Source organism: Citrobacter sp. Cy070 (assembly GCF_030332245.1).
Taxonomy (GTDB): domain Bacteria; phylum Pseudomonadota; class Gammaproteobacteria; order Enterobacterales; family Enterobacteriaceae; genus Citrobacter; species Citrobacter youngae.
Genome location: NZ_JAOWIG010000091.1, coordinates 273,529 through 297,513, shown reverse-complemented (window position 1 = coordinate 297,513; position 23,985 = coordinate 273,529). Strand labels below are relative to the sequence as shown.

At 52.8% G+C, this 23,985-nt stretch carries 24 protein-coding genes; 22 read left to right on the top strand and 2 right to left on the bottom strand.

What is annotated here, in order from left to right:
* Positions 1-36 precede the first annotated feature (36 nt).
* From OGY19_RS23285 to rihA, 9 genes are all read left to right on the top strand, one after another.
* Entirely contained in the window at positions 37-1,083 is a 1,047-nt protein-coding gene (locus tag OGY19_RS23285) for a PhoH family protein (protein ID WP_048212286.1), read from the top strand.
* Positions 1,080-1,547, top strand: coding sequence for an rRNA maturation RNase YbeY (gene ybeY, locus OGY19_RS23280; protein WP_048212287.1), 468 nt, complete (start codon positions 1,080-1,082; stop codon positions 1,545-1,547). Before OGY19_RS23285 ends, ybeY begins: the two co-directional genes overlap by 4 nt.
* A gap of 96 nt (positions 1,548-1,643) precedes the next feature.
* Positions 1,644-2,522 carry a CNNM family magnesium/cobalt transport protein CorC gene (gene corC / locus OGY19_RS23275; protein WP_003847383.1) on the top strand — a complete coding sequence of 293 codons (879 nt, stop codon included), beginning with the start codon at positions 1,644-1,646 and terminating at the stop codon, positions 2,520-2,522.
* A gap of 24 nt (positions 2,523-2,546) precedes the next feature.
* A complete protein-coding gene (gene lnt, locus OGY19_RS23270) occupies positions 2,547-4,085 on the top strand; it encodes an apolipoprotein N-acyltransferase (protein ID WP_061067517.1) in 1,539 nt (512 codons plus the stop codon).
* Positions 4,086-4,441: 356 nt separating this feature from the next.
* Entirely contained in the window at positions 4,442-5,350 is a 909-nt protein-coding gene (gene gltI, locus OGY19_RS23265; RefSeq protein ID WP_048212290.1) for a glutamate/aspartate ABC transporter substrate-binding protein GltI, read from the top strand.
* Between the two features lie 162 nt (positions 5,351-5,512).
* The gene (gene gltJ / locus OGY19_RS23260; RefSeq protein WP_003022759.1) at positions 5,513-6,253 is read left to right on the top strand and encodes a glutamate/aspartate ABC transporter permease GltJ; all 741 of its coding nucleotides are present in this window, start codon (positions 5,513-5,515) and stop codon (positions 6,251-6,253) included.
* The gene (gene gltK, locus OGY19_RS23255; RefSeq protein WP_003022757.1) at positions 6,253-6,927 is read left to right on the top strand and encodes a glutamate/aspartate ABC transporter permease GltK; all 675 of its coding nucleotides are present in this window, start codon (positions 6,253-6,255) and stop codon (positions 6,925-6,927) included. The genes gltJ and gltK overlap by 1 nt, the downstream gene beginning before the upstream one ends.
* A complete protein-coding gene (gene gltL / locus OGY19_RS23250) occupies positions 6,927-7,652 on the top strand; it encodes a glutamate/aspartate ABC transporter ATP-binding protein GltL (RefSeq protein ID WP_003022754.1) in 726 nt (241 codons plus the stop codon). Before gltK ends, gltL begins: the two co-directional genes overlap by 1 nt.
* Positions 7,653-7,768: 116 nt before the next feature.
* Complete coding sequence (gene rihA, locus OGY19_RS23245; RefSeq protein ID WP_115600774.1) at positions 7,769-8,704, top strand: pyrimidine-specific ribonucleoside hydrolase RihA; 936 nt, start codon at positions 7,769-7,771, stop codon at positions 8,702-8,704.
* A gap of 36 nt (positions 8,705-8,740) precedes the next feature.
* Here the strand turns inward: rihA and OGY19_RS23240 are convergent, their stop codons facing one another.
* Positions 8,741-9,223, bottom strand: a complete 483-nt coding sequence (locus tag OGY19_RS23240; RefSeq protein ID WP_005121423.1) for a zinc ribbon-containing protein — start codon at positions 9,221-9,223, stop codon at positions 8,741-8,743.
* A gap of 235 nt (positions 9,224-9,458) precedes the next feature.
* Between OGY19_RS23240 and leuS the strand changes: the two genes are divergently transcribed.
* The 4 genes from leuS to nadD are packed head-to-tail and all read left to right on the top strand — an operon-like array spanning position 9,459 to position 14,323.
* The gene (leuS, locus tag OGY19_RS23235) at positions 9,459-12,041 is read left to right on the top strand and encodes a leucine--tRNA ligase (RefSeq protein WP_086523620.1); all 2,583 of its coding nucleotides are present in this window, start codon (positions 9,459-9,461) and stop codon (positions 12,039-12,041) included.
* 14 nt (positions 12,042-12,055) lie between these two features.
* On the top strand, positions 12,056-12,649 hold the full coding sequence (lptE, locus tag OGY19_RS23230) for an LPS assembly lipoprotein LptE (RefSeq protein WP_048212293.1): 594 nt from the start codon (positions 12,056-12,058) through the stop codon (positions 12,647-12,649).
* Positions 12,649-13,680 (top strand): DNA polymerase III subunit delta, encoded by a 1,032-nt coding sequence (gene holA, locus OGY19_RS23225; RefSeq protein ID WP_115600775.1) that lies wholly within the window; start codon positions 12,649-12,651, stop codon positions 13,678-13,680. Before lptE ends, holA begins: the two co-directional genes overlap by 1 nt.
* Position 13,681: 1 nt before the next feature.
* Complete coding sequence (gene nadD, locus OGY19_RS23220; RefSeq protein ID WP_086523834.1) at positions 13,682-14,323, top strand: nicotinate-nucleotide adenylyltransferase; 642 nt, start codon at positions 13,682-13,684, stop codon at positions 14,321-14,323.
* Here nadD and cobD read toward each other — a convergent pair.
* The gene (gene cobD, locus OGY19_RS23215; protein WP_048212296.1) at positions 14,298-15,392 is read right to left on the bottom strand and encodes a threonine-phosphate decarboxylase CobD; all 1,095 of its coding nucleotides are present in this window, start codon (positions 15,390-15,392) and stop codon (positions 14,298-14,300) included. The genes nadD and cobD overlap by 26 nt on opposite strands.
* Before the next feature lie 97 nt (positions 15,393-15,489).
* Between cobD and OGY19_RS23210 the strand changes: the two genes are divergently transcribed.
* The 9 genes from OGY19_RS23210 to lipB all read left to right on the top strand — a co-directional run bounded on the left by OGY19_RS23210 (position 15,490) and on the right by lipB (position 23,785).
* Positions 15,490-16,101, top strand: a complete 612-nt coding sequence (locus OGY19_RS23210; RefSeq protein WP_115600776.1) for an adenosylcobalamin/alpha-ribazole phosphatase — start codon at positions 15,490-15,492, stop codon at positions 16,099-16,101.
* A 255-nt stretch (positions 16,102-16,356) separates the two neighbouring features.
* Positions 16,357-16,674, top strand: a complete 318-nt coding sequence (gene rsfS, locus OGY19_RS23205; protein WP_003022728.1) for a ribosome silencing factor — start codon at positions 16,357-16,359, stop codon at positions 16,672-16,674.
* A 3-nt stretch (positions 16,675-16,677) separates the two neighbouring features.
* Positions 16,678-17,145: a 23S rRNA (pseudouridine(1915)-N(3))-methyltransferase RlmH gene (gene rlmH / locus OGY19_RS23200; RefSeq protein WP_003022725.1), complete on the top strand. Its 468-nt coding sequence runs from the start codon at positions 16,678-16,680 to the stop codon at positions 17,143-17,145.
* Positions 17,146-17,175: 30 nt separating this feature from the next.
* Positions 17,176-19,077: a peptidoglycan DD-transpeptidase MrdA gene (gene mrdA / locus OGY19_RS23195; RefSeq protein WP_048212298.1), complete on the top strand. Its 1,902-nt coding sequence runs from the start codon at positions 17,176-17,178 to the stop codon at positions 19,075-19,077.
* A gap of 2 nt (positions 19,078-19,079) precedes the next feature.
* On the top strand, positions 19,080-20,192 hold the full coding sequence (gene mrdB / locus OGY19_RS23190) for a peptidoglycan glycosyltransferase MrdB (RefSeq protein ID WP_003022718.1): 1,113 nt from the start codon (positions 19,080-19,082) through the stop codon (positions 20,190-20,192).
* 10 nt (positions 20,193-20,202) lie between these two features.
* A complete protein-coding gene (gene rlpA, locus OGY19_RS23185) occupies positions 20,203-21,306 on the top strand; it encodes an endolytic peptidoglycan transglycosylase RlpA (protein ID WP_061067511.1) in 1,104 nt (367 codons plus the stop codon).
* A gap of 142 nt (positions 21,307-21,448) precedes the next feature.
* Positions 21,449-22,660, top strand: coding sequence for a D-alanyl-D-alanine carboxypeptidase DacA (dacA, locus tag OGY19_RS23180; RefSeq protein WP_048212300.1), 1,212 nt, complete (start codon positions 21,449-21,451; stop codon positions 22,658-22,660).
* Between the two features lie 106 nt (positions 22,661-22,766).
* Complete coding sequence (gene ybeD / locus OGY19_RS23175; protein ID WP_000850547.1) at positions 22,767-23,030, top strand: DUF493 family protein YbeD; 264 nt, start codon at positions 22,767-22,769, stop codon at positions 23,028-23,030.
* Positions 23,031-23,143: 113 nt separating this feature from the next.
* Positions 23,144-23,785 carry a lipoyl(octanoyl) transferase LipB gene (gene lipB, locus OGY19_RS23170; protein WP_048212301.1) on the top strand — a complete coding sequence of 214 codons (642 nt, stop codon included), beginning with the start codon at positions 23,144-23,146 and terminating at the stop codon, positions 23,783-23,785.
* Positions 23,786-23,985: the final 200 nt, after the last annotated feature.

Genomic DNA, 23,985 nt, shown 5'->3' with positions numbered 1-23,985 from the left:
TTCAGCGTCCGGCGAGACATGCATAAGAGGAACAGTTTGAACATAGACACTCGCGAAATTATCCTTGAACCCGCAGACAACGCCCGCCTGTTGAGCCTTTGCGGGCCATTTGATGACAACATAAAACAACTGGAGCGTCGTCTCGGCATCGAAATTAACCGCCGCGATAACCACTTCAAACTGACTGGTCGTCCAATTTGTGTCACCGCTGCGGCAGATATTTTACGCAGCCTGTATGTCGATACGGCCCCAATGCGCGGCCAGACACAGGACATCGAGCCAGAACAAATTCACCTTGCGATTAAAGAAGCGCGTGTGCTTGAGCAAAGCGCAGACAGCGTGCCGGAATTTGGCAAAGCGGTGAATATCAAAACTAAGCGCGGAGTGATTAAACCGCGCACGCCGAATCAGGCACAGTACATTGCGAATATCCTCGACCATGACATCACCTTCGGCGTTGGCCCGGCAGGTACCGGTAAAACGTATCTTGCGGTTGCCGCCGCGGTCGATGCACTAGAGCGCCAGGAGATCCGCCGTATTCTGCTAACCCGTCCAGCGGTTGAAGCCGGTGAAAAACTCGGTTTCCTGCCAGGCGATCTGAGCCAGAAAGTCGATCCCTATTTACGACCGCTGTATGACGCGCTGTTCGAAATGCTCGGTTTTGAGAAGGTTGAAAAGCTGATTGAACGTAACGTCATTGAAGTTGCGCCGCTGGCCTATATGCGTGGCCGTACGTTAAACGATGCGTTTATCATTCTTGATGAGAGCCAGAACACCACCATCGAACAGATGAAAATGTTCCTGACTCGTATCGGCTTTAACTCCAAAGCGGTTATCACCGGCGATATCACCCAGATTGACCTGCCGCGCAGCACCAAGTCCGGTCTGCGTCATGCCATTGAAGTGCTGGCTGAAGTCGACGAAATTAGTTTTAATTTCTTCCATAGCGAAGACGTGGTTCGCCATCCGGTGGTTGCCCGTATCGTCACGGCGTATGAAGCCTGGGAAGAAGCAGAACAAAAACGCAAAGCCGAGCTGGCGGCAGAACGCAAGCGCGAAGCTCAGGAGCAGGAACAAAAATGAGTCAGGTTATTCTCGATTTACAGCTGGCATGCGAAAACGAATCCGGCTTACCACCAGAAAGTCAGTTTCAGAGATGGCTGGATGCCGTGATCCCGCAGTTTCAGGAAGAGTCAGAGGTAACGATTCGGTTGGTCGACGATGCTGAAAGCCACGAGCTGAACCTGACCTATCGCGGGAAAGATAAATCAACCAACGTACTCTCTTTCCCGTTTGAAGCCCCGCCAGGCATTGAGATGCCGCTGCTGGGTGATTTGATCATCTGCCGTCAGGTCGTTGAGAAAGAAGCGCAGGAACAAGGTAAGCCGCTTGAAGCCCACTGGGCGCACATGGTGGTGCATGGTAGCCTGCATTTGCTCGGCTACGACCATATCGAAGACGATGAAGCGGAAGAGATGGAATCCCTCGAAACAGAGATTATGCTTGCTCTGGGCTATGAGGATCCGTACATTGCCGAGAAGGAATAAGCCGTCGGGCATCTGCCCGGGCTTCCCATAAAGCCGTGCGCTGAGTTTACGCGCATTGAGCGACCTGTTAACTAACATGAGAACCCATACGACGCCATGAGCGACGACAATTCACACAGTAGTGACACCTTAAACAGCAAAAAGGGATTTTTTTCCCTGTTACTGAGCCAACTTTTCCACGGTGAACCGAAAAACCGCGACGAACTGTTGGAGCTGATCCGTGATTCCGGGCAAAACGACCTTATCGATGAAGATACGCGCGATATGCTCGAAGGGGTGATGGATATTGCGGACCAACGCGTACGCGACATTATGATCCCTCGCTCTCAGATGATTACCCTGAAACGCAACCAGACCCTGGACGAATGTCTCGATGTGATCATCGAGTCTGCCCACTCGCGTTTTCCGGTGATCAGCGAAGACAAAGATCACATTGAAGGGATTCTGATGGCCAAGGATCTGCTGCCCTTTATGCGCAGCGATGCCGAAGCCTTCAGCATGGAGAAAGTGTTACGCCAGGCGGTTGTCGTACCTGAAAGTAAGCGGGTTGACCGCATGCTGAAAGAGTTCCGCTCCCAGCGTTATCATATGGCTATCGTCATCGACGAGTTTGGCGGTGTCTCAGGTCTGGTGACCATTGAAGACATCCTTGAACTGATTGTCGGTGAAATTGAAGATGAGTACGACGAAGAAGACGATATTGATTTCCGTCAGCTCAGTCGCCACACCTGGACTATTCGCGCGCTGGCGTCGATTGAAGACTTCAACGAAGCTTTCGGGACCCACTTTAGCGACGAAGAAGTCGATACCATTGGCGGGCTGGTTATGCAGGCCTTTGGTCATTTACCCGCTCGCGGTGAGACCATCGACATTGATGGTTACCAGTTCAAAGTGGCGATGGCTGACAGCCGTCGTATTATTCAGGTTCATGTCAGAATTCCGGACGACTCACCCCAGCCCAAACTGGACGAATAAACCCGAAACTGGATCATAGACTACATGGCATTTGCCCCATTAATTGAACGCCAGCGCATGCGCCTGCTGCTGGCGTTATTATTCGGTGCCTGCGGGACGCTGGCGTTCTCTCCGTATGACATCTGGCCCGCCGCGATTATTTCGCTGATGGGTCTGCAGGCTCTTACCCTCAACCGCCGTCCTCTCCAGTCTGCTGCCATTGGCTATTTCTGGGGAATGGGCCTGTTTGGTTCAGGCATCAACTGGGTCTACGTCAGCATCGCGCAATTTGGCGGCATGCCGGGGCCGGTAAACGTTTTTCTCGTGGTTCTGCTTGCCGCCTACCTTTCCCTCTACACCGGTCTGTTTGCTGGCATTCTGTCGCGTCTGTGGCCGAAAACCAGTTGGATTCGGGTAGCGATTGCCGCGCCGGTTATCTGGCAGATAACTGAATTCCTGCGCGGCTGGGTCCTGACCGGCTTCCCATGGCTGCAGTTTGGTTACAGCCAAATTGATGGCCCGCTAAAAGGGCTTGCACCGGTAATGGGCGTAGAGGCAATCAACTTCCTGCTGATGATGGTTAGCGGCCTGCTGGTGCTGGCGTTAGTCAGCCGTAACTGGCGTCCGCTGGTCGTGGCCGTGATACTTTTCGCGCTGCCCTTCCCGCTACGCTATATCCAGTGGTATACGCTGGAGCCGGAAAAAACCACGCAGGTGTCGATGGTGCAGGGCGACATTCCACAGTCGCTCAAATGGGATGAAGGTCAGTTACTCAACACTCTGAAAATTTATCTCGACGCCACCCAGCCCGAGATGGGTAAATCACAGCTCATCATCTGGCCAGAATCTGCTATTCCGGATCTGGAAATTAACCAGCAGCGTTTTCTGAGCATGATGGATGACCTGCTGAAATCGAAAAACAGCACGCTGATTACCGGGATTGTAGATGCTCGCCTGAACAAACAGAATCGTTACGACACCTACAACACCATCATCACGTTGGGTAAAGACAGTCCGTACAGTTATGACTCGACCAATCGCTATAACAAAAATCACCTTGTCCCATTTGGTGAGTTTGTCCCGCTGGAATCGATCCTACGCCCGTTAGCGCCGTTCTTTGACCTGCCAATGTCTTCGTTCAGCCGTGGACCTTATGTACAGCCACAGCTGCATGCGCACGGCTTTAAGCTGACGGCTGCCATCTGCTACGAAATCATTCTTGGCGAACAGGTTCGGGATAACTTCCGTCCGGATACTGACTACCTGCTGACTATCTCCAACGATGCCTGGTTCGGTAAGTCCATTGGTCCGTGGCAGCACTTCCAGATGGCGCGGATGCGTTCTCTGGAGCTGGCACGCCCGCTGCTGCGTAGCACCAATAACGGTATTACCGCGGTGATTGGCCCGCAGGGTGAAATTCAGGCGATGATCCCGCAGTTTACCCGTCAGGTTCTGACCACCAGCGTTACGCCGACCACGGGCTTAACCCCTTATGCTCGTACCGGTAACTGGCCGCTGTGGCTGCTGACCGCACTGTTTGGCTTTGGTGCGGTGGTCATGAGCCTGCGTCAACGTCGTAAGTAACCTCCCCTCCCCGGCCGGATAACGCTTTGCTTATCCGGCCCATAAACATTTCCCACATCTCATTCTGGCACGTCTATTGCTTTGTTCTACAAGGCAAACGCTGTTTTGGCTGAATGTGCAACCTGGTCGCACCAAAGTTGAGCGAAGGTAGCACCCGAAAAGTGCAACAGGATATTTTTGCCCCCAAATGGTGCGGCGCACTTCGCAAAAATAAACAATAACACAGCAAATTCTTTACATTCATCCAAACTAAATGTTAACAAACATATACAAGACTGCACGTTTAAGTAGCAAACAATAACAACATCACAATGGGTATCAATGCGTCACCGGCGCAGACGATAAAGGAGTTGGATATGCAATTACGTAAGCTCGCCACAGCCATGCTGGTCATGGGAATGTCCGCTGGTCTGGCGCACGCAGAAGACGCAGCACCAGCGGCAGGCAGCACGCTGGATAAGATCGCTAAAAATGGCGTAATCGTCGTCGGGCACCGTGAATCCTCGGTACCGTTTTCTTACTACGATAATCAGCAAAAAGTGGTCGGCTATTCACAGGATTACTCCAACGCAATTGTTGAAGCGGTGAAGAAAAAGCTGAACAAGCCTGACCTGCAGGTGAAACTGATCCCAATTACCTCTCAGAACCGTATTCCGCTGCTGCAAAACGGTACCTTCGACTTTGAATGTGGTTCCACCACCAACAACGTTGAGCGCCAGAAACAAGCAGCCTTCTCTGACACTATTTTCGTTGTCGGCACCCGTCTGCTGGCGAAAAAAGGCGGTGACGTCAAAGATTTCGCTGACCTGAAAGGCAAAGCCGTGGTCGTGACTTCAGGTACCACCTCAGAAGTCCTGCTGCACAAGCTGAACGAAGAACAAAAAATGGATATGCGCATCATCAGCGCGAAAGACCACGGTGACTCTTTCCGTACTCTGGAAAGCGGCCGCGCCGTTGCCTTTATGATGGATGACGCCCTGCTGGCTGGCGAACGCGCGAAAGCGAAGAAACCGGATAACTGGGAGATTGTCGGCAAGCCGCAATCTCAGGAAGCCTACGGCTGTATGCTGCGCAAAGATGACCCTGAGTTCAAAAAGCTGATGGATGACACCATTGCCCAGGCTCAGACCTCAGGCGAAGCTGAGAAATGGTTTGATAAGTGGTTTAAAAATCCAATTCCACCGAAGAACCTGAACATGAATTTCGAACTGTCAGACGAAATGAAGGCTCTGTTCAAATCACCGAATGATAAAGCGCTTAACTAACTAAAATAAATGGGGCGAGTTCACCTTGCCCTCTCGATTGTTACTTGGCACGGACAGACTATAAGCCTGATGGTCGTTCCCCATCAGGCCTGAAAACCGCAAAACGCCGAATAACAATCTTCGAGGGTAGCGCTGCTACCCTTTTTTTTCTGGAGTAGATTTATGTCTATAGACTGGAACTGGGGTATTTTTTTACAACAGGCCCCGTTCGGCAACACCACCTATCTCGGCTGGCTCTGGAGTGGTTTCCAGGTCACGGTCGCGTTATCTATCACCGCCTGGATTATCGCTTTCCTCATAGGCTCTTTATTCGGCATTTTACGTACCGTACCAAATCGTTTCCTTTCCGGGATCGGCACGCTGTACGTTGAGTTGTTTCGTAACGTTCCACTCATCGTCCAGTTCTTTACCTGGTATCTGGTCATTCCTGAACTGCTGCCGGAAAACATTGGCATGTGGTTCAAGTCAGAACTGGATCCCAACATTCAGTTCTTCCTCTCATCCATGCTTTGTCTGGGGCTGTTTACCGCCGCGCGCGTCTGTGAGCAGGTTCGTGCCGCGATTCAGTCCCTGCCTCGCGGGCAGAAAAACGCCGCGCTGGCGATGGGCCTGACGCTGCCGCAAGCCTATCGCTACGTCCTGCTGCCAAACGCTTATCGCGTGATTGTTCCGCCAATGACCTCAGAGATGATGAACCTGGTGAAGAACTCCGCAATCGCCTCCACCATCGGTCTGGTGGATATGGCGGCGCAGGCGGGCAAGCTGCTGGATTACTCCGCCCACGCATGGGAATCGTTTACCGCCATCACGCTGGCCTACGTCCTGATTAACGCCGTCATCATGCTGGTGATGAATCTCGTCGAACGCAAAATCCGCCTGCCTGGCAATTTGGGAGGCAAATAATGTACGAATTTGACTGGAGTTCTATCGTCCCTTCCCTGCCGTATCTGCTGGACGGATTGATCATCACGTTGAAAATCACCGTTACAGCGGTCGTCATTGGTATCGTCTGGGGGACCATCCTTGCCGTCATGCGACTGTCGAGCTTTGCGCCGATTGCCTGGTTTGCGAAGGGCTACGTCAACGTATTCCGCTCTATTCCGCTGGTAATGGTGCTGCTGTGGTTCTACCTGATTGTGCCCGGCTTCCTGCAAAACGTGCTGGGCCTGTCGCCAAAAACCGATATTCGCCTGATCTCGGCGATGGTGGCGTTTTCGATGTTTGAAGCCGCGTACTATTCCGAAATTATCCGTGCCGGTATCCAGAGTATTTCTCGTGGGCAGTCCAGCGCCGCGTTGGCGCTGGGGATGACCCACTGGCAGTCGATGAAGCTGATCATTCTGCCACAGGCATTCCGCGCAATGGTGCCGCTGCTGCTTACCCAGGGCATCGTACTGTTCCAGGATACCTCGCTGGTCTATGTATTGAGTCTGGCAGATTTCTTCCGTACCGCCTCCACCATTGGTGAGCGTGACGGCACGCAGGTTGAAATGATCCTGTTTGCTGGCGCCGTTTATTTTGTATTCAGTCTGAGCGCATCGTTGTTGGTCAGCTATTTGAAGAAAAGGACAGTTTAATGATTACCCTGAAAAATGTTTCTAAATGGTATGGTCACTTTCAGGTGCTGACCGACTGCTCCACGGAAGTGAAAAAAGGTGAGGTGGTGGTTGTCTGTGGCCCGTCAGGCTCCGGTAAATCAACGCTTATCAAGACGGTAAACGGCCTGGAGCCAGTGCAACAGGGCGTCATCACCGTTGATGGCACCGTGGTAAATGATAAAAAAACCGATCTGGCCAAACTGCGCTCTCGTGTTGGTATGGTGTTCCAGCACTTTGAACTGTTCCCGCATCTGTCGATCATTGAGAACCTGACTCTGGCGCAGGTAAAAGTGCTTAAGCGCGATAAAAAGCCGGCCCGCGACAAAGCGCAAAAGTTACTGGAACGCGTTGGTCTGTCAGCACATGCCGAGAAGTTCCCGGCCCAGCTATCCGGGGGCCAGCAACAGCGTGTCGCTATCGCCCGGGCGCTGTGTATGGATCCTATCGCCATGCTGTTTGACGAACCGACATCGGCGCTTGATCCTGAAATGATCAACGAAGTACTGGACGTTATGGTTGAACTGGCCAATGAAGGGATGACCATGATGGTGGTAACCCACGAAATGGGCTTTGCGCGTAAAGTGGCGAACCGGGTGATCTTCATGGATGAAGGGAAAATTGTTGAAGACTCACCGAAAGAAGAGTTCTTCGCAAATCCGAAATCGGACCGCGCCAAAGACTTCCTCGCGAAAATCCTGCACTAATCTTGCTGGCGCGCATCGCCATGTGCGCGCCACCTCACGATTTACCTCTTCACTTCTCGAAACAGATACAGCCCAGCGTTAACCTTGTCACAGAGTCCCACTTACAAGGAGCAACAATGGCACTTCCGATCCTGTTTGATTGCGATCCAGGTCATGACGACGCTATCGCAATTGTTCTCGCCCTCGCCTCACCTGAACTGGATGTGAAAGCGGTAACCTCGTCAGCCGGGAACCAGACGCCCGACAAAACGCTGCGTAACGTATTACGCATGCTAACACTGCTCAATCGTAGTGATATTCCCGTCGCCGGTGGCGCTGTGAAACCGCTGATGCGCGATCTGATTATTGCCGATAACGTCCACGGCGAGAGTGGGTTAGATGGCCCGGCGCTCCCGGAACCCGCCTTTGCGCCACAGGCCTGTACCGCTGTGGAACTGATGGCGAAAACCCTGCGTGACAGCCCAGAGCCAGTGACCATTGTCTCCACCGGGCCGCAAACCAACGTGGCATTGCTACTGAATAGCCATCCTGAACTGCACGCTAAAATCGCCCGTATCGTGATAATGGGTGGTGCGATGGGTCTCGGAAACTGGACGCCCGCCGCTGAGTTCAACATTTTCGTGGATCCTGAAGCCGCTGAAATCGTATTCCAGTCGGGCATTCCGGTGGTGATGGCGGGTCTGGACGTCACGCATAAAGCGCAAATACATCGCGAAGATACCGAACGGTTCCGCGCTATTGGCAATCCTGTTTCAACGATCGTTGCTGAACTCCTCGACTTCTTCTTTGAATATCACAAAGACGAAAAATGGGGATTCATCGGCGCGCCGCTGCACGACCCCTGCACTATTGCCTGGCTGCTGAAACCGGAACTGTTTACCACCGTTGATCGCTGGGTTGGTGTGGAAACTCAGGGCAAATACACGCAAGGCATGACGGTGGTGGATTACTTTTTCCTCAGCGGAAATAAACCCAACGCCACGGTGATGGTGGATGTGGATCGCGAAGGATTTGTCGATCTGCTGGCCGAACGGCTGAAGTTTTACGCCTGATGAATTACCGGATGGCAAATGCCATCCGGCAAAAAATCACGGCTCAAACGGTCGACGCTGGAACTGATCATGACCACATTTCGGGCACAGCGGCAGCACATCCGGTGTGTAAACGGCTAAGTGGAAGTGGCACTTCTCGCACACAAGATTGCCCAGCCCAACCACTTCACCGCTGTGATAAACCCCGTGATGGCTCAGATCCTGGAACACTTCGCGCCATTCGAGCTGCGTTTTATCGGTAATATCGGCCAGTTCCTGCCAGATACTTTCCTTGATGACCCGCATAAAGACGCTGTCAGTCTCCTCATCAAGGCTCTCTTCATAACTGAGCGCAAACTCTTCGAGGTCGCGTCTGACGGCCCTAGTAAGTTCTTCCACCTCGGTTCGCGTTAACTCCCCGGTCTGCATAACTCGCTGACGTGCCTGCTCCACCAGCGCATCAATATCGCGTTCGCCATTGCGCAGACGTTCACTAAGTGACGTCACCAGTTCACGGTAATATTGAGCAACCTTGTTCATCGCTTCGCCTCCTGGGTCGTTAACTGTCTATAATAATAGACGTTATTTACGCTACGCTTTGCAAGACTGTCCACAGAGTGTGTAAATTCGTGTCAGAATTATCCTTGCGGGAATTCAACGCTGAATGCGCGAAAGGCTGTTTTGACGCGGGCGTTTGGGCTATGCTATGCGGATCTGAAACACCACATCTAGAGCTACGTTTGTAGCTGTATTGAAAACAGGACCACTGGCTGCCATGCAAGAGCAATACCGCCCGGAAGAGATAGAATCCAAAGTACAGCTTCACTGGGATGAGAAGCGCACATTTGAAGTTACCGAAGACGAGAGCAAAGAGAAGTATTACTGCCTGTCTATGCTTCCCTATCCTTCTGGTCGACTACACATGGGCCACGTACGTAACTACACCATCGGTGACGTGATCGCCCGCTACCAGCGCATGCTGGGCAAAAACGTACTGCAGCCCATTGGCTGGGATGCGTTCGGCCTACCTGCGGAAGGTGCGGCGGTAAAAAACAATACCGCGCCAGCACCGTGGACGTACGACAACATCGCGTACATGAAAAACCAGCTCAAAATGCTGGGCTTTGGTTACGACTGGAGCCGTGAGCTGGCGACCTGCACCCCGGAATATTACCGCTGGGAACAGAAGTTCTTCACCGAACTGTACAAAAAAGGTCTGGTATACAAGAAAACCTCTGCGGTGAACTGGTGCCCGAACGACCAGACCGTACTGGCGAACGAACAGGTTATTGACGGCTGCTGCTGGCGCTGCGATACCAAAGTTGAGCGTAAAGAGATCCCACAGTGGTTCATCAAAATCACCGCTTACGCTGACGAACTGCTGCGTGATCTGGATAACCTGGATCACTGGCCTGATACTGTTAAAACCATGCAGCGTAACTGGATTGGCCGTTCTGAAGGTGTAGAAATCACCTTCAACGTGAACGGTTACGACAACACGCTGACCGTCTACACCACCCGTCCGGATACCTTTATGGGTGCGACCTACCTGGCCGTTGCCGCAGGTCACCCGCTGGCGCAAAAAGCGGCGGCAAATAACCCGGAACTGGCTGCCTTCATTGACGAATGCCGTAACACCAAGGTTGCTGAAGCCGAAATGGCGACCATGGAGAAAAAAGGCGTCGATACCGGCTTTAAAGCGGTTCATCCGCTGACTGGCGAAGAAATCCCGGTTTGGGCGGCAAACTTCGTCCTGATGGAATACGGCACCGGTGCGGTGATGGCCGTTCCGGGTCACGATCAGCGCGACTACGAATTTGCCACCAAGTATGGCCTGTCCATCAAGCCGGTAATTCTGACTTCTGAAGGCGCAGAGCCGGATTTGTCCGAGCAGGCACTGACCGAAAAAGGCGTGCTGTTTAACTCCGGTGAGTTTGACGGCCTGGCCTTCGAAGACGCGTTCAACGCCATTGCCGACAAGCTGGTCGCTCTGGGTGTCGGTGAGCGTAAAGTTAACTACCGTCTGCGCGACTGGGGTGTTTCCCGTCAGCGTTACTGGGGCGCGCCAATTCCGATGGTGACGCTGGAAGACGGTACCGTACTGCCGACACCAGAAGATCAACTGCCGGTAATTCTGCCAGAAGATGTCGTCATGGACGGTATCACCAGCCCGATCAAAGCCGATCCGGAGTGGGCGAAAACCACCGTTAACGGTATGCCTGCCCTGCGTGAAACCGACACCTTCGATACCTTTATGGAGTCCTCCTGGTACTACGCGCGCTACACCTGCCCGCAGTACAACGAAGGCATGCTGGACCCAGAAGCGGCAAACTACTGGCTGCCGGTTGATATCTACATTGGCGGTATTGAACACGCCATCATGCACCTGCTCTACTTCCGCTTCTTCCACAAACTGATGCGCGACGCGGGCATGGTCAACTCTGACGAACCGGCTAAACAGCTGCTGTGTCAGGGAATGGTGCTGGCCGATGCGTTCTACTACGTTGGCGCAAACGGCGAACGCAACTGGGTTTCTCCGGTTGACGCCATCGTTGAGCGCGACGAAAAAGGTCGTATCGTTAAGGCGAAGGATGCTGAAGGCCATGAACTGGTGTATACCGGCATGAGCAAAATGTCCAAGTCGAAAAATAACGGTATCGACCCGCAGGTCATGGTTGAACGTTACGGCGCGGACACCGTGCGTCTGTTCATGATGTTCGCCTCTCCGGCTGATATGACACTGGAATGGCAGGAATCCGGCGTAGAAGGGGCAAACCGCTTCCTGAAGCGTGTCTGGAAACTGGTTTATGAGCACACTTCACAGGGTGATGCTCCGGCGCTGAACGTTGCTGCACTGACGGAAGATCAAAAAGCGCTGCGTCGCGACGTGCACAAAACCATTGCTAAAGTGACTGATGATATCGGTCGCCGTCAGACCTTTAACACCGCAATTGCGGCGATTATGGAACTGATGAACAAGCTGGCGAAAGCACCGCAGGAAGACGAGCAGGACCGTGCCCTGATGCAGGAAGCGCTGCTGGCCGTTGTACGCATGCTCAACCCGTTCACCCCACACGTTTGCTTCACCCTGTGGCAGGCGCTGAAAGGCGAAGGCGATATCGACAATGCGCCGTGGCCGGTAGCTGATGACGCCGCAATGGTTGAAGACTCAACGCTGGTTGTGGTTCAGGTAAACGGCAAAGTACGTGGCAAAATCACCGTTCCGGTAAACGCCACTGAAGAGCAGGTTCGTGAACGTGCTGGCCAGGAGCCTCTGGTGGCAAAATATCTTGATGGCGTTACCGTACGTAAAGTGATTTATGTACCGGGTAAACTCCTCAATCTGGTCGTTGGCTAAGCGCGGGAGGAAGCGTGCGATTTCTGACAACATTGTTGTTATCTCTGGCGGTGCTGGTCACCGCCGGGTGTGGCTGGCATCTGCGTAGTACTACGCAGGTTCCCCCCACGATGAAAACCATGATTCTGGTCACGGGTGATCCGAACGGCCCGTTAAGCCGGGCGGTGCGTAATCAGTTGCGTTTGAATGGCGTTACACTGCTGGAAGACAGCTCAACGCGCAAAGACGTTCCGTCCTTACGCCTTGGCGCGGTCAGCATTTCGCAGGATACCGCCTCCGTGTTCCAGAACGGTCAAACCGCTGAATACCAGATGGTGATGTCCGTGAGTGCTTCAGTCCTGATCCCGGGCCATGATATTTACCCGATCAGCGCTAAAGTCTATCGTTCATTCTTCGACAACCCGCAAGCGGCACTGGCGAAGGATAACGAGCAGGAGATGATCGTTAAAGAGATGTACGACAAGGCGGCCGAGCAGTTGATTCGTAAACTGCCAAGCGTACATATTGCTGATGTTCAGTCATCCGGCGATGACGTCGAGCCTGCAGTGAAAACTGCAGCGCCAGCGTCCTCCTCTCCGGCGCGTGTTTCCACCACGCTGGGTAACTGATGCTCAAGTTGTACCCTGAACAACTCCGCGCACAGCTCAATGAAGGGCTGCGCGCGGCGTATTTACTCTTAGGTAACGATCCCCTCTTATTGCAGGAAAGCCAGGATGCCATCCGCCAGGCTGCCGCAACGCAAGGGTTCGAAGAACACCACGCTTTCACCCTGGACAACAGCACCGACTGGGGGGAAATTTTTTCACTCTGCCAGGCGATGAGCCTGTTTGCCAGCCGTCAAACGTTACTCCTGCAACTGCCAGAAAATGGCCCCAATGCCGCCATTAACGAACAACTTGCCTCGCTCGTCACACTGCTACATGACGATCTGCTGCTTATTGTTCGTGGTAACAAGCTGACCAAAGCCCAGGAAAACGCCGCATGGTATACCGGACTGGCGAATAACGCGGTACTGGTCAGTTGCCAGACACCTGAACAGGCACAGCTTCCGCGTTGGGTAGCCGCAAGGGCGAAACATCATAATCTGCAGTTGGATGACGCCGCCAACCAACTCTTATGCTATTGCTACGAAGGCAATCTGCTAGCGTTAGCGCAGGCGCTGGAGCGGTTGTCGCTACTTTGGCCTGACGGTAAATTAACATTGCCTCGTGTGGAGCAAGCCGTTAACGATGCCGCGCACTTTACCCCGTTTCACTGGGTGGACGCGCTGCTGATGGGCAAAAGCAAACGCGCGCTGCATATTCTGCAACAGCTCCGTCTTGAAGGCAGTGAACCCGTTATTTTGTTACGTACTCTGCAGCGGGAATTATTACTGCTGGTGAACCTGAAACGGCAGTCGGCCCATACCCCATTACGGGCATTGTTTGACAAACATCGGGTATGGCAAAATCGCCGTGGCATGATGGGAGAAGCGTTAAACCGACTGACTCCCACGCAGTTACGTCAGGCGGTCACGCTGTTAACACGTACGGAAATTACGCTTAAACAAGACTATGGTCAGTCAGTGTGGGCAGAGCTTGAGGGACTTTCCCTGTTGCTTTGCCATAAATCACTGGCAGATGTTTTTATTGATGGTTGATATGAAATCATTGCAGGCTCTGTTCGGCGGCACCTTTGATCCGGTGCATTATGGTCATCTGAAACCCGTTGAAATTCTGGCTAATCTGATTGGCCTCTCTCGGGTCATTGTCATGCCCAATAACGTGCCACCACATCGTGCGCAACCGGAAGCCTCCAGCGCCCAGCGTAAACATATGCTTGAGCTGGCCATTGCCGACAAACCTTTGTTTTCACTGGATGAACGCGAGCTAAAACGCGATACCGCCTCGTACACCGCGCAAACGCTGCAAGAGTGGCGTGTGGAACAAGGCCCGGATGCACCGCTGGCATTCATTATTGGTCAGGATTCACTGCTGACCTTTCCTTCCTGGCATGACTACGACACGATTCTGGACAACACCCATCTTATCGTGTGTCGACGCCCGGGTTACCCGCTCGAAATGGCACAGGAACAGCACCAGCAGTGGCTGGAAAATCATCTGACCCATACGGCAGATGATCTGCATAACCTGCCGGCAGGTAAGATTTACCTTGCCGAAACGCCGTGGTTCAATATCTCCGCCACGCTTATCCGCGAACGCCTGGAAAAAGGCGAGCCGTGCGACGACTTACTGCCACGCGCCGTGCTCGACTATATCAACCAGCAGGGTTTGTACCGCTAAGCGTGTTGTTTAATGCCGCCAACAGGCGGTCATTTTCGTCCTTACTGCGAACAGCAACCCGGTAATAACGCGCGTCCAGGCCAGGGTAATTGGCACAACTGCGGATCAAAACATGTTGTTCCAGCAGTGATTTTTGCAAATCGATATCCGGTCGATCGCAGCGTAACAGCCGATAGTTAGCCCGACCGGGATAGACTGTCAGGCCGGGCAGTGTTTGCAATTGTTGATCAAATCGCTGTCCTTCCTGTGCCAGCCATTGCCACGTCGCCTGCTGGTAGGCGCTATCGCTAAGAATCATCTCTCCCGCCAGCGCGGCAAATGCGTTAATTGACCACGGCATTTGTCGGCTGCGCATCCGTGCCACGGCCTGTTCATCGCTATTGACCAGATAACCCAGTCGCAACCCCGGTATCGCATAGAACTTGGTCAGCGAGCGAAGAACCCAAATGTGCGGATTCTCTTGTAGCCGCGGAATAAAACCTTCCTCCCCGGCAATAAAATCGATAAAGGCTTCATCCAGAATCAAGGTAATCCCCAATTCAGCGCAGCGCGTTGCTATCGCAGCAAGCAGATGACCATCGGGCAATAGCCCTGTAGGGTTGTTGGGCGTACAGAGAAAAAGGCAGTCCAGCTCTGGCGTTAACACATCAAGGATCGTGGCGGTGAGCTGCCAGCCATCCTCCTCGCGCAGCGCAAATTCATGGATCGCACATTCTCCCCATTCCAGCGCCCGGCGGTATTCAGCAAATCCAGGGGCAACAATCATCGCATGACGCGGCTTGAGCCCATTAACCAGGGTGAAGATAGATTCTGTTTCGCCATTCCCCGCGAGGATCCACGAAACAGGTATCTGGTGATGCTGCGCCAGCGCCGCATGCAACTGGGTGTAGTCAACGTCCGGGTAGCATTCAGCCCTGTCCAGATTGTCGATAAGCGCGCATTTTAAGGTTGCGGGCATACCCAGCGGGTTAATATTCGCGCTAAAATCCAGCAATTGCTCAGGCGGGATGCCCAACAATGCGGCGGCTTCTCGGGTATTACCGCCGTGCGCGCTCTTCAATAAAGACATCGTGCCGCTCCAGTTAAAAAGGGGTATTTTATTGAAAAAATCTCTGCGCAATCAGGGCAAGCATCATATTTTGTGCGAATAGCCCCAAGAGGAAAAAATGAGACTCTGGTTAGTACGTCACGGAGAAACCGAAGCCAATGTCGCTGGGTTATACAGCGGTCATGCCCCCACACCGCTAACGGAACGGGGGATTGTTCAGGCGCAATCACTGAGTGGACTGCTACGCAATGCCCCTTTCGACAACGTTCTGTGCAGCGAACTCGAACGCGCCCGCCATACAACCCAACTGATTCTGGCGGAACGCGATGTTCCTGTGCGTGTCATGCCTGAACTTAATGAGATGTTCTTTGGCGACTGGGAAATGCGCCATCATCGCGATCTTGTGCGCGAAGACGCTGAAAATTATGCCGTATGGTGTAACGACTGGCAGAACGCAACCCCAACTAATGGCGAAGGATTTCAGGCATTTTCACAGCGTGTTGAACGTTTCATTGCTCAGCTTGCTGAATACAAAGACAGTAAAAATCTGTTGGTGGTAAGTCATCAGGGCGTGCTGAGCGTACTGGTGGCCCGGCTGCTGTCCATGCCCACGGCCGCCATGTGGCACTTTCGCATCGAACAGGGATGCTGGAGTGCCATTGATTTTTGTGACGACTTTGCAGTTCTGAAAGTTCTCAATAGTCGCGCCGTGTGGCACGAGGGTGAGTGAATGCACTGTTTTTTCTGCCGAAGGGCCTCTCTCCCATTGACACCCTATGACAGGCTGCTATTCTCCGCAACCTGACTTTTCCCGCCTTTCAGAGCTTTGCAGAAATTGTTTTACAAAAATGGCGATGCATTCTGTTGCGTGGGGTGGGATGATAGCGCACTTCAAAAGCGCTTTCGGAGACATTTGTCCCGATATCGCCTCTGGTTCAGGTATACTAACAGACGTTTTTAACTCTTTTTCACCCAGGGGGAACACTTGCAGGGTAAAGCACTCCAGGATTTTGTAATCGACAAAATTGATGACCTGAAAGGTCAAGACATCATCGCCTTAGATGTTCAGGGCAAATCCAGTATCACCGATTGCATGATTATCTGCACTGGCACGTCCAGCCGCCATGTCATGTCTATCGCCGATCACGTTGTTCAGGAGTCTCGCACCGCCGGTCTGCTGCCGCTTGGCGTAGAAGGCGAAAACGTAGCTGACTGGATCGTCGTCGATCTTGGTGATGTGATTGTCCACGTTATGCAGGAAGAGAGCCGTCGCCTGTATGAACTGGAAAAACTCTGGAGTTAATGCGTGAAGCTGCAACTTGTCGCTGTGGGTACGAAAATGCCTGACTGGGTGCAAACCGGTTTTACGGAGTACCTGCGCCGGTTTCCGAAAGACATGCCCTTTGAGCTGATCGAAATCCCGGCAGGAAAACGCGGCAAGAACGCGGACATTAAACGCATTCTCGACAAAGAGGGTGAACAGATGCTGGCCGCCGCAGGCAAAAACCGCATCGTCACCCTTGATATCCCAGGAAAACCCTGGGACACGCCACAACTGGCGACCGAGCTGGAACGCTGGAAACTGGATGGTCGTGACGTCAGTCTGTTGATTGGCGGACCGGAAGGACTGTCCCCCGCCTGTAAAGCGGCAGCGGAGCAAAGCTGGTCACTCTCTGCATTAACCCTTCCCCACCCTCTTGTCCGGGTGCTGGTCGCAGAGAGTCTGTACAGGGCGTGGAGCATTACCACCAACCATCCTTATCACCGTGAGTGATCATTGATTCTTGAGTAGATTAAGCAGCGGATGAAACTACAGAATTCTTTTCGCGACTATACGGCTGAGTCCGCGCTGTTTGTGCGCCGGGCGCTGGTCGCTTTTTTGGGGATTTTGCTGCTCACTGGCGTGCTAATCGCCAATCTTTATAATCTGCAAATCGTTCGCTTTACTGATTATCAGACCCGTTCGAACGAGAACCGCATCAAACTGGTGCCTATCGCCCCCAGCCGTGGCATCATTTATGACCGCAACGGAATTCCCCTCGCCCTTAACCGCACCATTTATCAGATAGAAATGATGCCGGAAAAGGTCGACAACATTCAGGATACGCTCGACGCGCTGCGTAACGTCGTCGATCTGACGGACGATGACATTGCCGCCTTCAAAAAAGAGCGCGCCCGTTCACACCGCTTCACCTCTATTCCGGTAAAAACCAACCTGACTGAAGTTCAGGTCGCACGCTTTGCCGTGAATCAGTATCGTTTTCCTGGCGTCGAAGTTAAAGGCTATAAACGCCGCTATTACCCCTACGGCTCTGCACTGACCCACGTGATCGGCTACGTATCGAAGATCAACGATAAAGACGTTGAACGCCTGGATAAAGACGGCAAGCTGGCCAACTACGCGGCGACGCACGACATCGGTAAGCTGGGTATTGAACGTTATTACGAAGACGTACTTCATGGTCAAACCGGTTATGAAGAGGTTGAAGTCAATAACCGCGGCCGCGTTATTCGCCAGCTTAAAGAAGTGGCGCCGCAGGCCGGGCACGATATCTATCTGACGCTTGATTTGAAACTCCAGCAATACATTGAAACGCTGCTGGCGGGTAGCCGTGCCGCCGTCGTGGTCACAGACCCGCGTACTGGCGGTGTCCTGGCACTGGTCTCTATGCCAAGCTATGACCCGAACCTGTTCGTGGACGGCATCTCCAGCAAAGATTATTCCGGGTTACTCAATGACCCCAATACCCCACTGGTTAACCGCGCCACGCAAGGCGTTTACCCTCCGGCGTCCACGGTTAAACCTTATGTTGCGGTCTCTGCGTTAAGTGCAGGCGTTATTACCCGCAATACCGGGCTATTCGATCCGGGCTGGTGGCAATTACCCGGTTCAGAGAAACGTTACCGTGACTGGAAAAAATGGGGTCACGGTCATCTGAACATCACCCGTTCTCTGGAAGAGTCCGCTGATACGTTTTTCTATCAAATCGCCTATGATATGGGGATTGACCGTCTTTCTGAGTGGATGAGCAAATTTGGTTACGGCCATTATACGGGCATCGATCTCGCTGAAGAGCGCGCGGGTAACATGCCAACCCGCGAGTGGAAGCAAAAACGGTTTAAAAAGCCCTGGTACCAGGGTGATACAATCCCTGTCGGTATCGGTCAGGGCTACTGGACAGCAACGCCTATCCAGATGAGCAAAGCGCTGATGATCCTCATCAACGACGGCATGGTGAAAGTCCCTCATCTGCTGATGAGCACAGCGGAAAACGGCAAGCAAGTGCCGTGGGTACAGCCACATGAGCCTCCTGTCGGTGACATTCATTCTGGCTACTGGGAAATCGCCAAAGACGGTATGTACGGTGTAGCGAATCGCCCTAATGGGACTGCGCACAAGTATTTTGCTGGCGCACCCTACAAAATTGCGGCGAAATCCGGTACCGCGCAGGTATTTGGCCTGAAAGCCAATGAAACCTATAACGCACATAAGATCGCCGAACGTTTACGTGACCACAAACTGATGACTGCATTCGCGCCCTATGACAAACCCGAGGTCGCTGTCGCGATGATCCTCGAAAACGGTGGGGCCGGTCCGGCTGTAGGTACACTCATGCGCCAGATCCTTGACCACATTATGTTGGGTGACAACAACACCAATCTGCCTGCTGAAAACCCGGCGGTTGCAGCAGGTGAGGACCAATAATCGTGACGGATAATCCGAACAAAAAAACATTCTGGGACAAAATTCATATCGATCCCACAATGTTGCTTATCTTGCTGGCTCTGCTGGTCTACAGCTCGCTGGTCATCTGGAGCGCCAGCGGCCAGGATATTGGCATGATGGAACGTAAGGTCGGCCAGATCGCTATGGGGCTGGTCATCATGGTGGTGATGGCGCAAATTCCTCCCAGAGTCTATGAAGGTTGGGCGCCGTACCTCTATATCTTCTGTATCATCCTGTTGGTTGCTGTCGATGCCTTCGGCGCCATTTCCAAAGGCGCACAACGTTGGCTGGATTTGGGAATCGTGCGTTTTCAGCCCTCGGAAATCGCCAAGATAGCCGTCCCGCTGATGGTGGCGCGCTTTATCAACCGCGATGTCTGCCCACCTTCGCTGAAGAATACGGCTATAGCGCTGGTGCTCATTTTTATGCCCACGCTGCTGGTTGCCGCGCAGCCTGACCTCGGCACCTCAATCCTGGTTGCGCTTTCCGGCCTGTTTGTCTTGTTCCTCTCCGGCTTGAGCTGGCGTTTAATCGGCGTTGCTGTGGTTCTGGTGGCCGCATTTATTCCAATACTGTGGTTCTTCCTGATGCATGATTACCAGCGACAACGCGTGATGATGCTTCTCGACCCGGAAACCGATCCGCTGGGCGCGGGCTATCACATTATTCAGTCTAAAATTGCTATTGGTTCAGGTGGGCTACGCGGCAAAGGCTGGTTGCATGGTACGCAGTCGCAGTTGGAGTTTTTGCCCGAACGTCATACTGACTTTATCTTTGCAGTACTGGCGGAAGAGCTGGGTCTGGTAGGGATTTTAATCCTGCTTGCCCTGTACATTTTGCTGATTATGCGCGGATTGTGGATCGCCGCCCACGCACAAACGACCTTTGGTCGCGTCATGGCCGGTGGTTTAATGTTGATATTATTCGTTTATGTCTTCGTAAATATTGGTATGGTGAGCGGTATTCTGCCTGTAGTTGGGGTTCCACTCCCACTGGTCAGTTACGGAGGCTCTGCACTGATCGTGCTGATGGCCGGGTTCGGGATTGTCATGTCGATCCACACCCATAGAAAAATGTTGTCAAAAAGCGTGTAAGGGGTACGCAATGCGTAAGCAGTGGATTGGAATCTGCATCGCAGCAGGAATGCTCGCGGCGTGTTCAAGTGATGATGGTCAGCAACAGGCTGCCGTCGCGCCGCAACCTGCGGTGTGTAATGGTCCGATTGTTGAAATCAGCGGAGCCGATCCGCGTTTTGAACCCCTGAACCCAACGGCGAATCAGGACTATCAGCGTGACGGTAAGAGCTACAAGATAGTCCAGGATCCCTCCCGCTTTAGCCAGGCTGGACTGGCCGCCATTTACGATGCGGAGCCAGGAAGTAATTTGACCGCATCAGGTGAAGCGTTCGACCCGATGCAGCTGACTGCTGCGCACCCGACGCTGCCCATTCCAAGCTATGCCAGAATTACTAACCTGGCAAACGGTCGAATGATCGTCGTACGCATTAACGATCGTGGCCCATATGGCAACGATCGCGTCGTTTCGCTGTCGCGAGCAGCAGCCGATCGTCTGAACACATCTAACAACACGAAAGTGCGTATCGATCCTATCATTGTCGCACAGGATGGTTCTCTGTCCGGCCCAGGTATGGCCTGTACGACAGTGGCCAAACAAACCTATGCCCTGCCCTCTCGCCCTGATTTAAGCGGCGGTGGCAGCATGCCTGCTACACCGGATGCGGGTCAGCCGCAAGGAGATATCCGCCCGATCAGCAATTCCACGCTGAAAAGCGATGACCCTACCGGAGCACCAGTAAACAGCGGTGGATTCCTCGGTGCGCCGACTACGCTCGCTTCCGGCGTGCTTGAAGGTAGCGAACCGACGCCAGCGCCACAACCGGCTGCCCCTGTGACTGCGCCAGCCACAACACCGACTGTCGCAGCAGCACCAGCCGTCGCCGTTGCCACTCCGGCAGCTGCAGCCAACGGTCGTTACGTCGTTCAGGTTGGTGCGGTAAGCGAGCAGGCGCGTGCACAGCAGTATCAAAAGCGTTTAAGTCAGCAGTTTGGCGTTCCGGGCCGGGTTGTGCAAAACGGTGCCGTTTGGCGTATTCAGATGGGGCCATTCGCCAGCAAGGCTGAAGCCTCCACACTGCAGCAGCGTCTGCAATCCGAGGCGCAATTACAGTCCTTCATCACCGGCGTGTAATAACGTAAACCAGGCATCTGAATTGTCAATTTCTGTAAATGACATTAACAAAGTCACGCGGAAAGTCAGATGCCTGCCAGTTATGCATTTGCTATAGTAGGGCACTTTTTTTAATTTCACCACGGACGTCGTAGTTCAGACCATGAAGACCACTTTTTCCGCTCGTTTCGTGCAGCGCATGGCGCTCACCGCGGCTCTCTGCGCAGCCTCTCTTTCTGCTGCCCATGCAGATGACCTGAATATTAAAACCATGATCCCGGGTGTTCCGCAGATCGATGCGGAGTCGTATATCCTGATTGACTACAATTCAGGCAAAGTTCTCGCAGAACAAAATGCGGACTCTCGCCGTGACCCCGCCAGCCTGACCAAAATGATGACCAGCTACGTCATCGGCCAGGCGATGAAAGCCGGGAAATTCAAAGAAACCGATCTGGTCACCGTCGGCAACGACGCCTGGGCTACGGGCAACCCGGTCTTTAAAGGTTCATCGCTGATGTTCCTCAAACCTGGCATGCAGGTTCCTGTTTCTCAATTGATCCGTGGTATTAACCTGCAATCAGGGAACGATGCTTGCGTGGCAATGGCGGACTTCGCAGCCGGAAGCCAGGATGCTTTCGTCGGTCTGATGAACAGCTATGTGAATGCGCTGGGCCTGAAAAACACCCACTTCCAGACCGTTCATGGTCTCGATGCTGACGGTCAGTACAGCTCGGCCCGTGACATGGCACTGATTGGTCAGGCGCTAATTCGCGACGTGCCCAACGAATACTCTATCTATAAAGAAAAAGAGTTCACCTTTAACGGTATCCGCCAGCTCAACCGTAACGGTCTGCTGTGGGATAACAGCCTGAATGTTGACGGTATCAAAACCGGCCACACTGACAAAGCTGGCTACAACCTCGTTGCATCCGCAACCGAAGGCCAGATGCGTCTGATCTCCGCCGTGATGGGTGGTCGCACCTATAAAGGCCGCGAAACCGAAAGTAAAAAACTGCTGACCTGGGGCTTCCGTTTCTTTGAAACCGTGAACCCGCTGAAAGTCGGCAAAGAGTTTGCTTCAGAACCGGCCTGGTTTGGTAATACCGATCGTGCGTCATTAGGTGTCGATAAAGATGTGTACCTGACTATTCCACGCGGCCGCATGAAAGATCTGAAAGCCAGCTATGTTCTGAACACCACGGAACTGCATGCACCGCTGCAGAAAAACCAGGTTGTCGGCACCATCAACTTCCAGCTTGATGGCAAAACCATTGAACAGCGTCCGCTGGTGGTTCTGCAGGAAATCCCGGAAGGCAACTTCTTTGGTAAAATCATTGATTACATTAAATTAATGTTCCATCACTGGTTTGGCTAAAAATCGAACACTTGAAAGTGTGATTTACGTCCCCATATACTAGGTATCCAGATAACTCCCACGCGCCGTGGGAGTTATTATTTTTTGATGTAACGCCGGAGCTGACATGAAAACCAAACTTAACGAACTGCTTGAATTCCCTACTCCATTTACTTACAAAGTAATGGGGCAGGCGTTGCCTGAGCTGGTTGATCAGGTGGTTGAAGTGGTACAGCGCCATGCGCCAGGTGATTACTCCCCAACGGTAAAACCGAGCAGCAAAGGCAATTACCACTCGGTCTCTATCACTATTAATGCGACACACATTGAGCAGGTTGAAACACTGTACGAAGAATTAGGTAATATCGATATCGTACGTATGGTGCTGTAAAAGCCTGTCGGTTACCCGCTGCATCCCCGCTCGGGTAACCCCTCCCCCCTGTGATATACTTTTCCCCTCTTTAACATTCTCTACTCTATGTGAGTATCTACGGAGATGCCGTTTTGTATCAGGATAAAATTCTTGTCCGCCAGCTCGGTCTTCAACCCTACGAGCCAGTCTCTCTGGCCATGCACGAATTCACCGATACCCGCGATGAACATAGTCATGATGAAATCTGGCTGGTAGAGCATTATCCTGTCTTTACCCAGGGTCAGGCCGGTAAAGCAGAGCACGTACTGATGCCCGGTGATATTCCCGTTATCCAGAGCGATCGGGGCGGTCAGGTGACATACCACGGACCCGGCCAGCAGGTTATGTATGTTCTGTTGAATCTCAAACGCCGCAAACTGGGCGTGCGTGAACTGGTAACACTGCTGGAACAAACCGTGGTGAATACGCTTGCGGAGATAGGTATTGACGCTCATCCGCGCGCTGATGCGCCTGGCGTATACGTCGGGGAGAAGAAAATCTGCTCTTTGGGGTTACGTATCCGTAGAGGATGTTCGTTTCACGGCTTAGCGCTCAACGTGGATATGGATTTGTCGCCTTTCCTGCGTATCAATCCTTGTGGTTACGCCGGAATGGAGATGGCGAAAGTATCGCAGTGGGATAGCGCAGCCACGACCGAGAGCGTGCGTCCTCGTCTGCTGGCTAACATTTTAGCGCTGTTGGGCAATCCCCCCCACGAGTACATCGCAGACTGAAAAACAGGTTATCGTTTGCCGCAGCATATGTTGTGGCAAATGGCACAAAACAACAACTATTTTACATTTTGCCAGCCTGTCAGGCTGCTTTCTGGCCCGTTTCAATGATATACTGCGTATCACTAATTCAAAAATAGTTGATAAATGCAACATTCCCTTGAATTGAAACGCTTTCCTTCGTAATTCGCAACTGGAACACG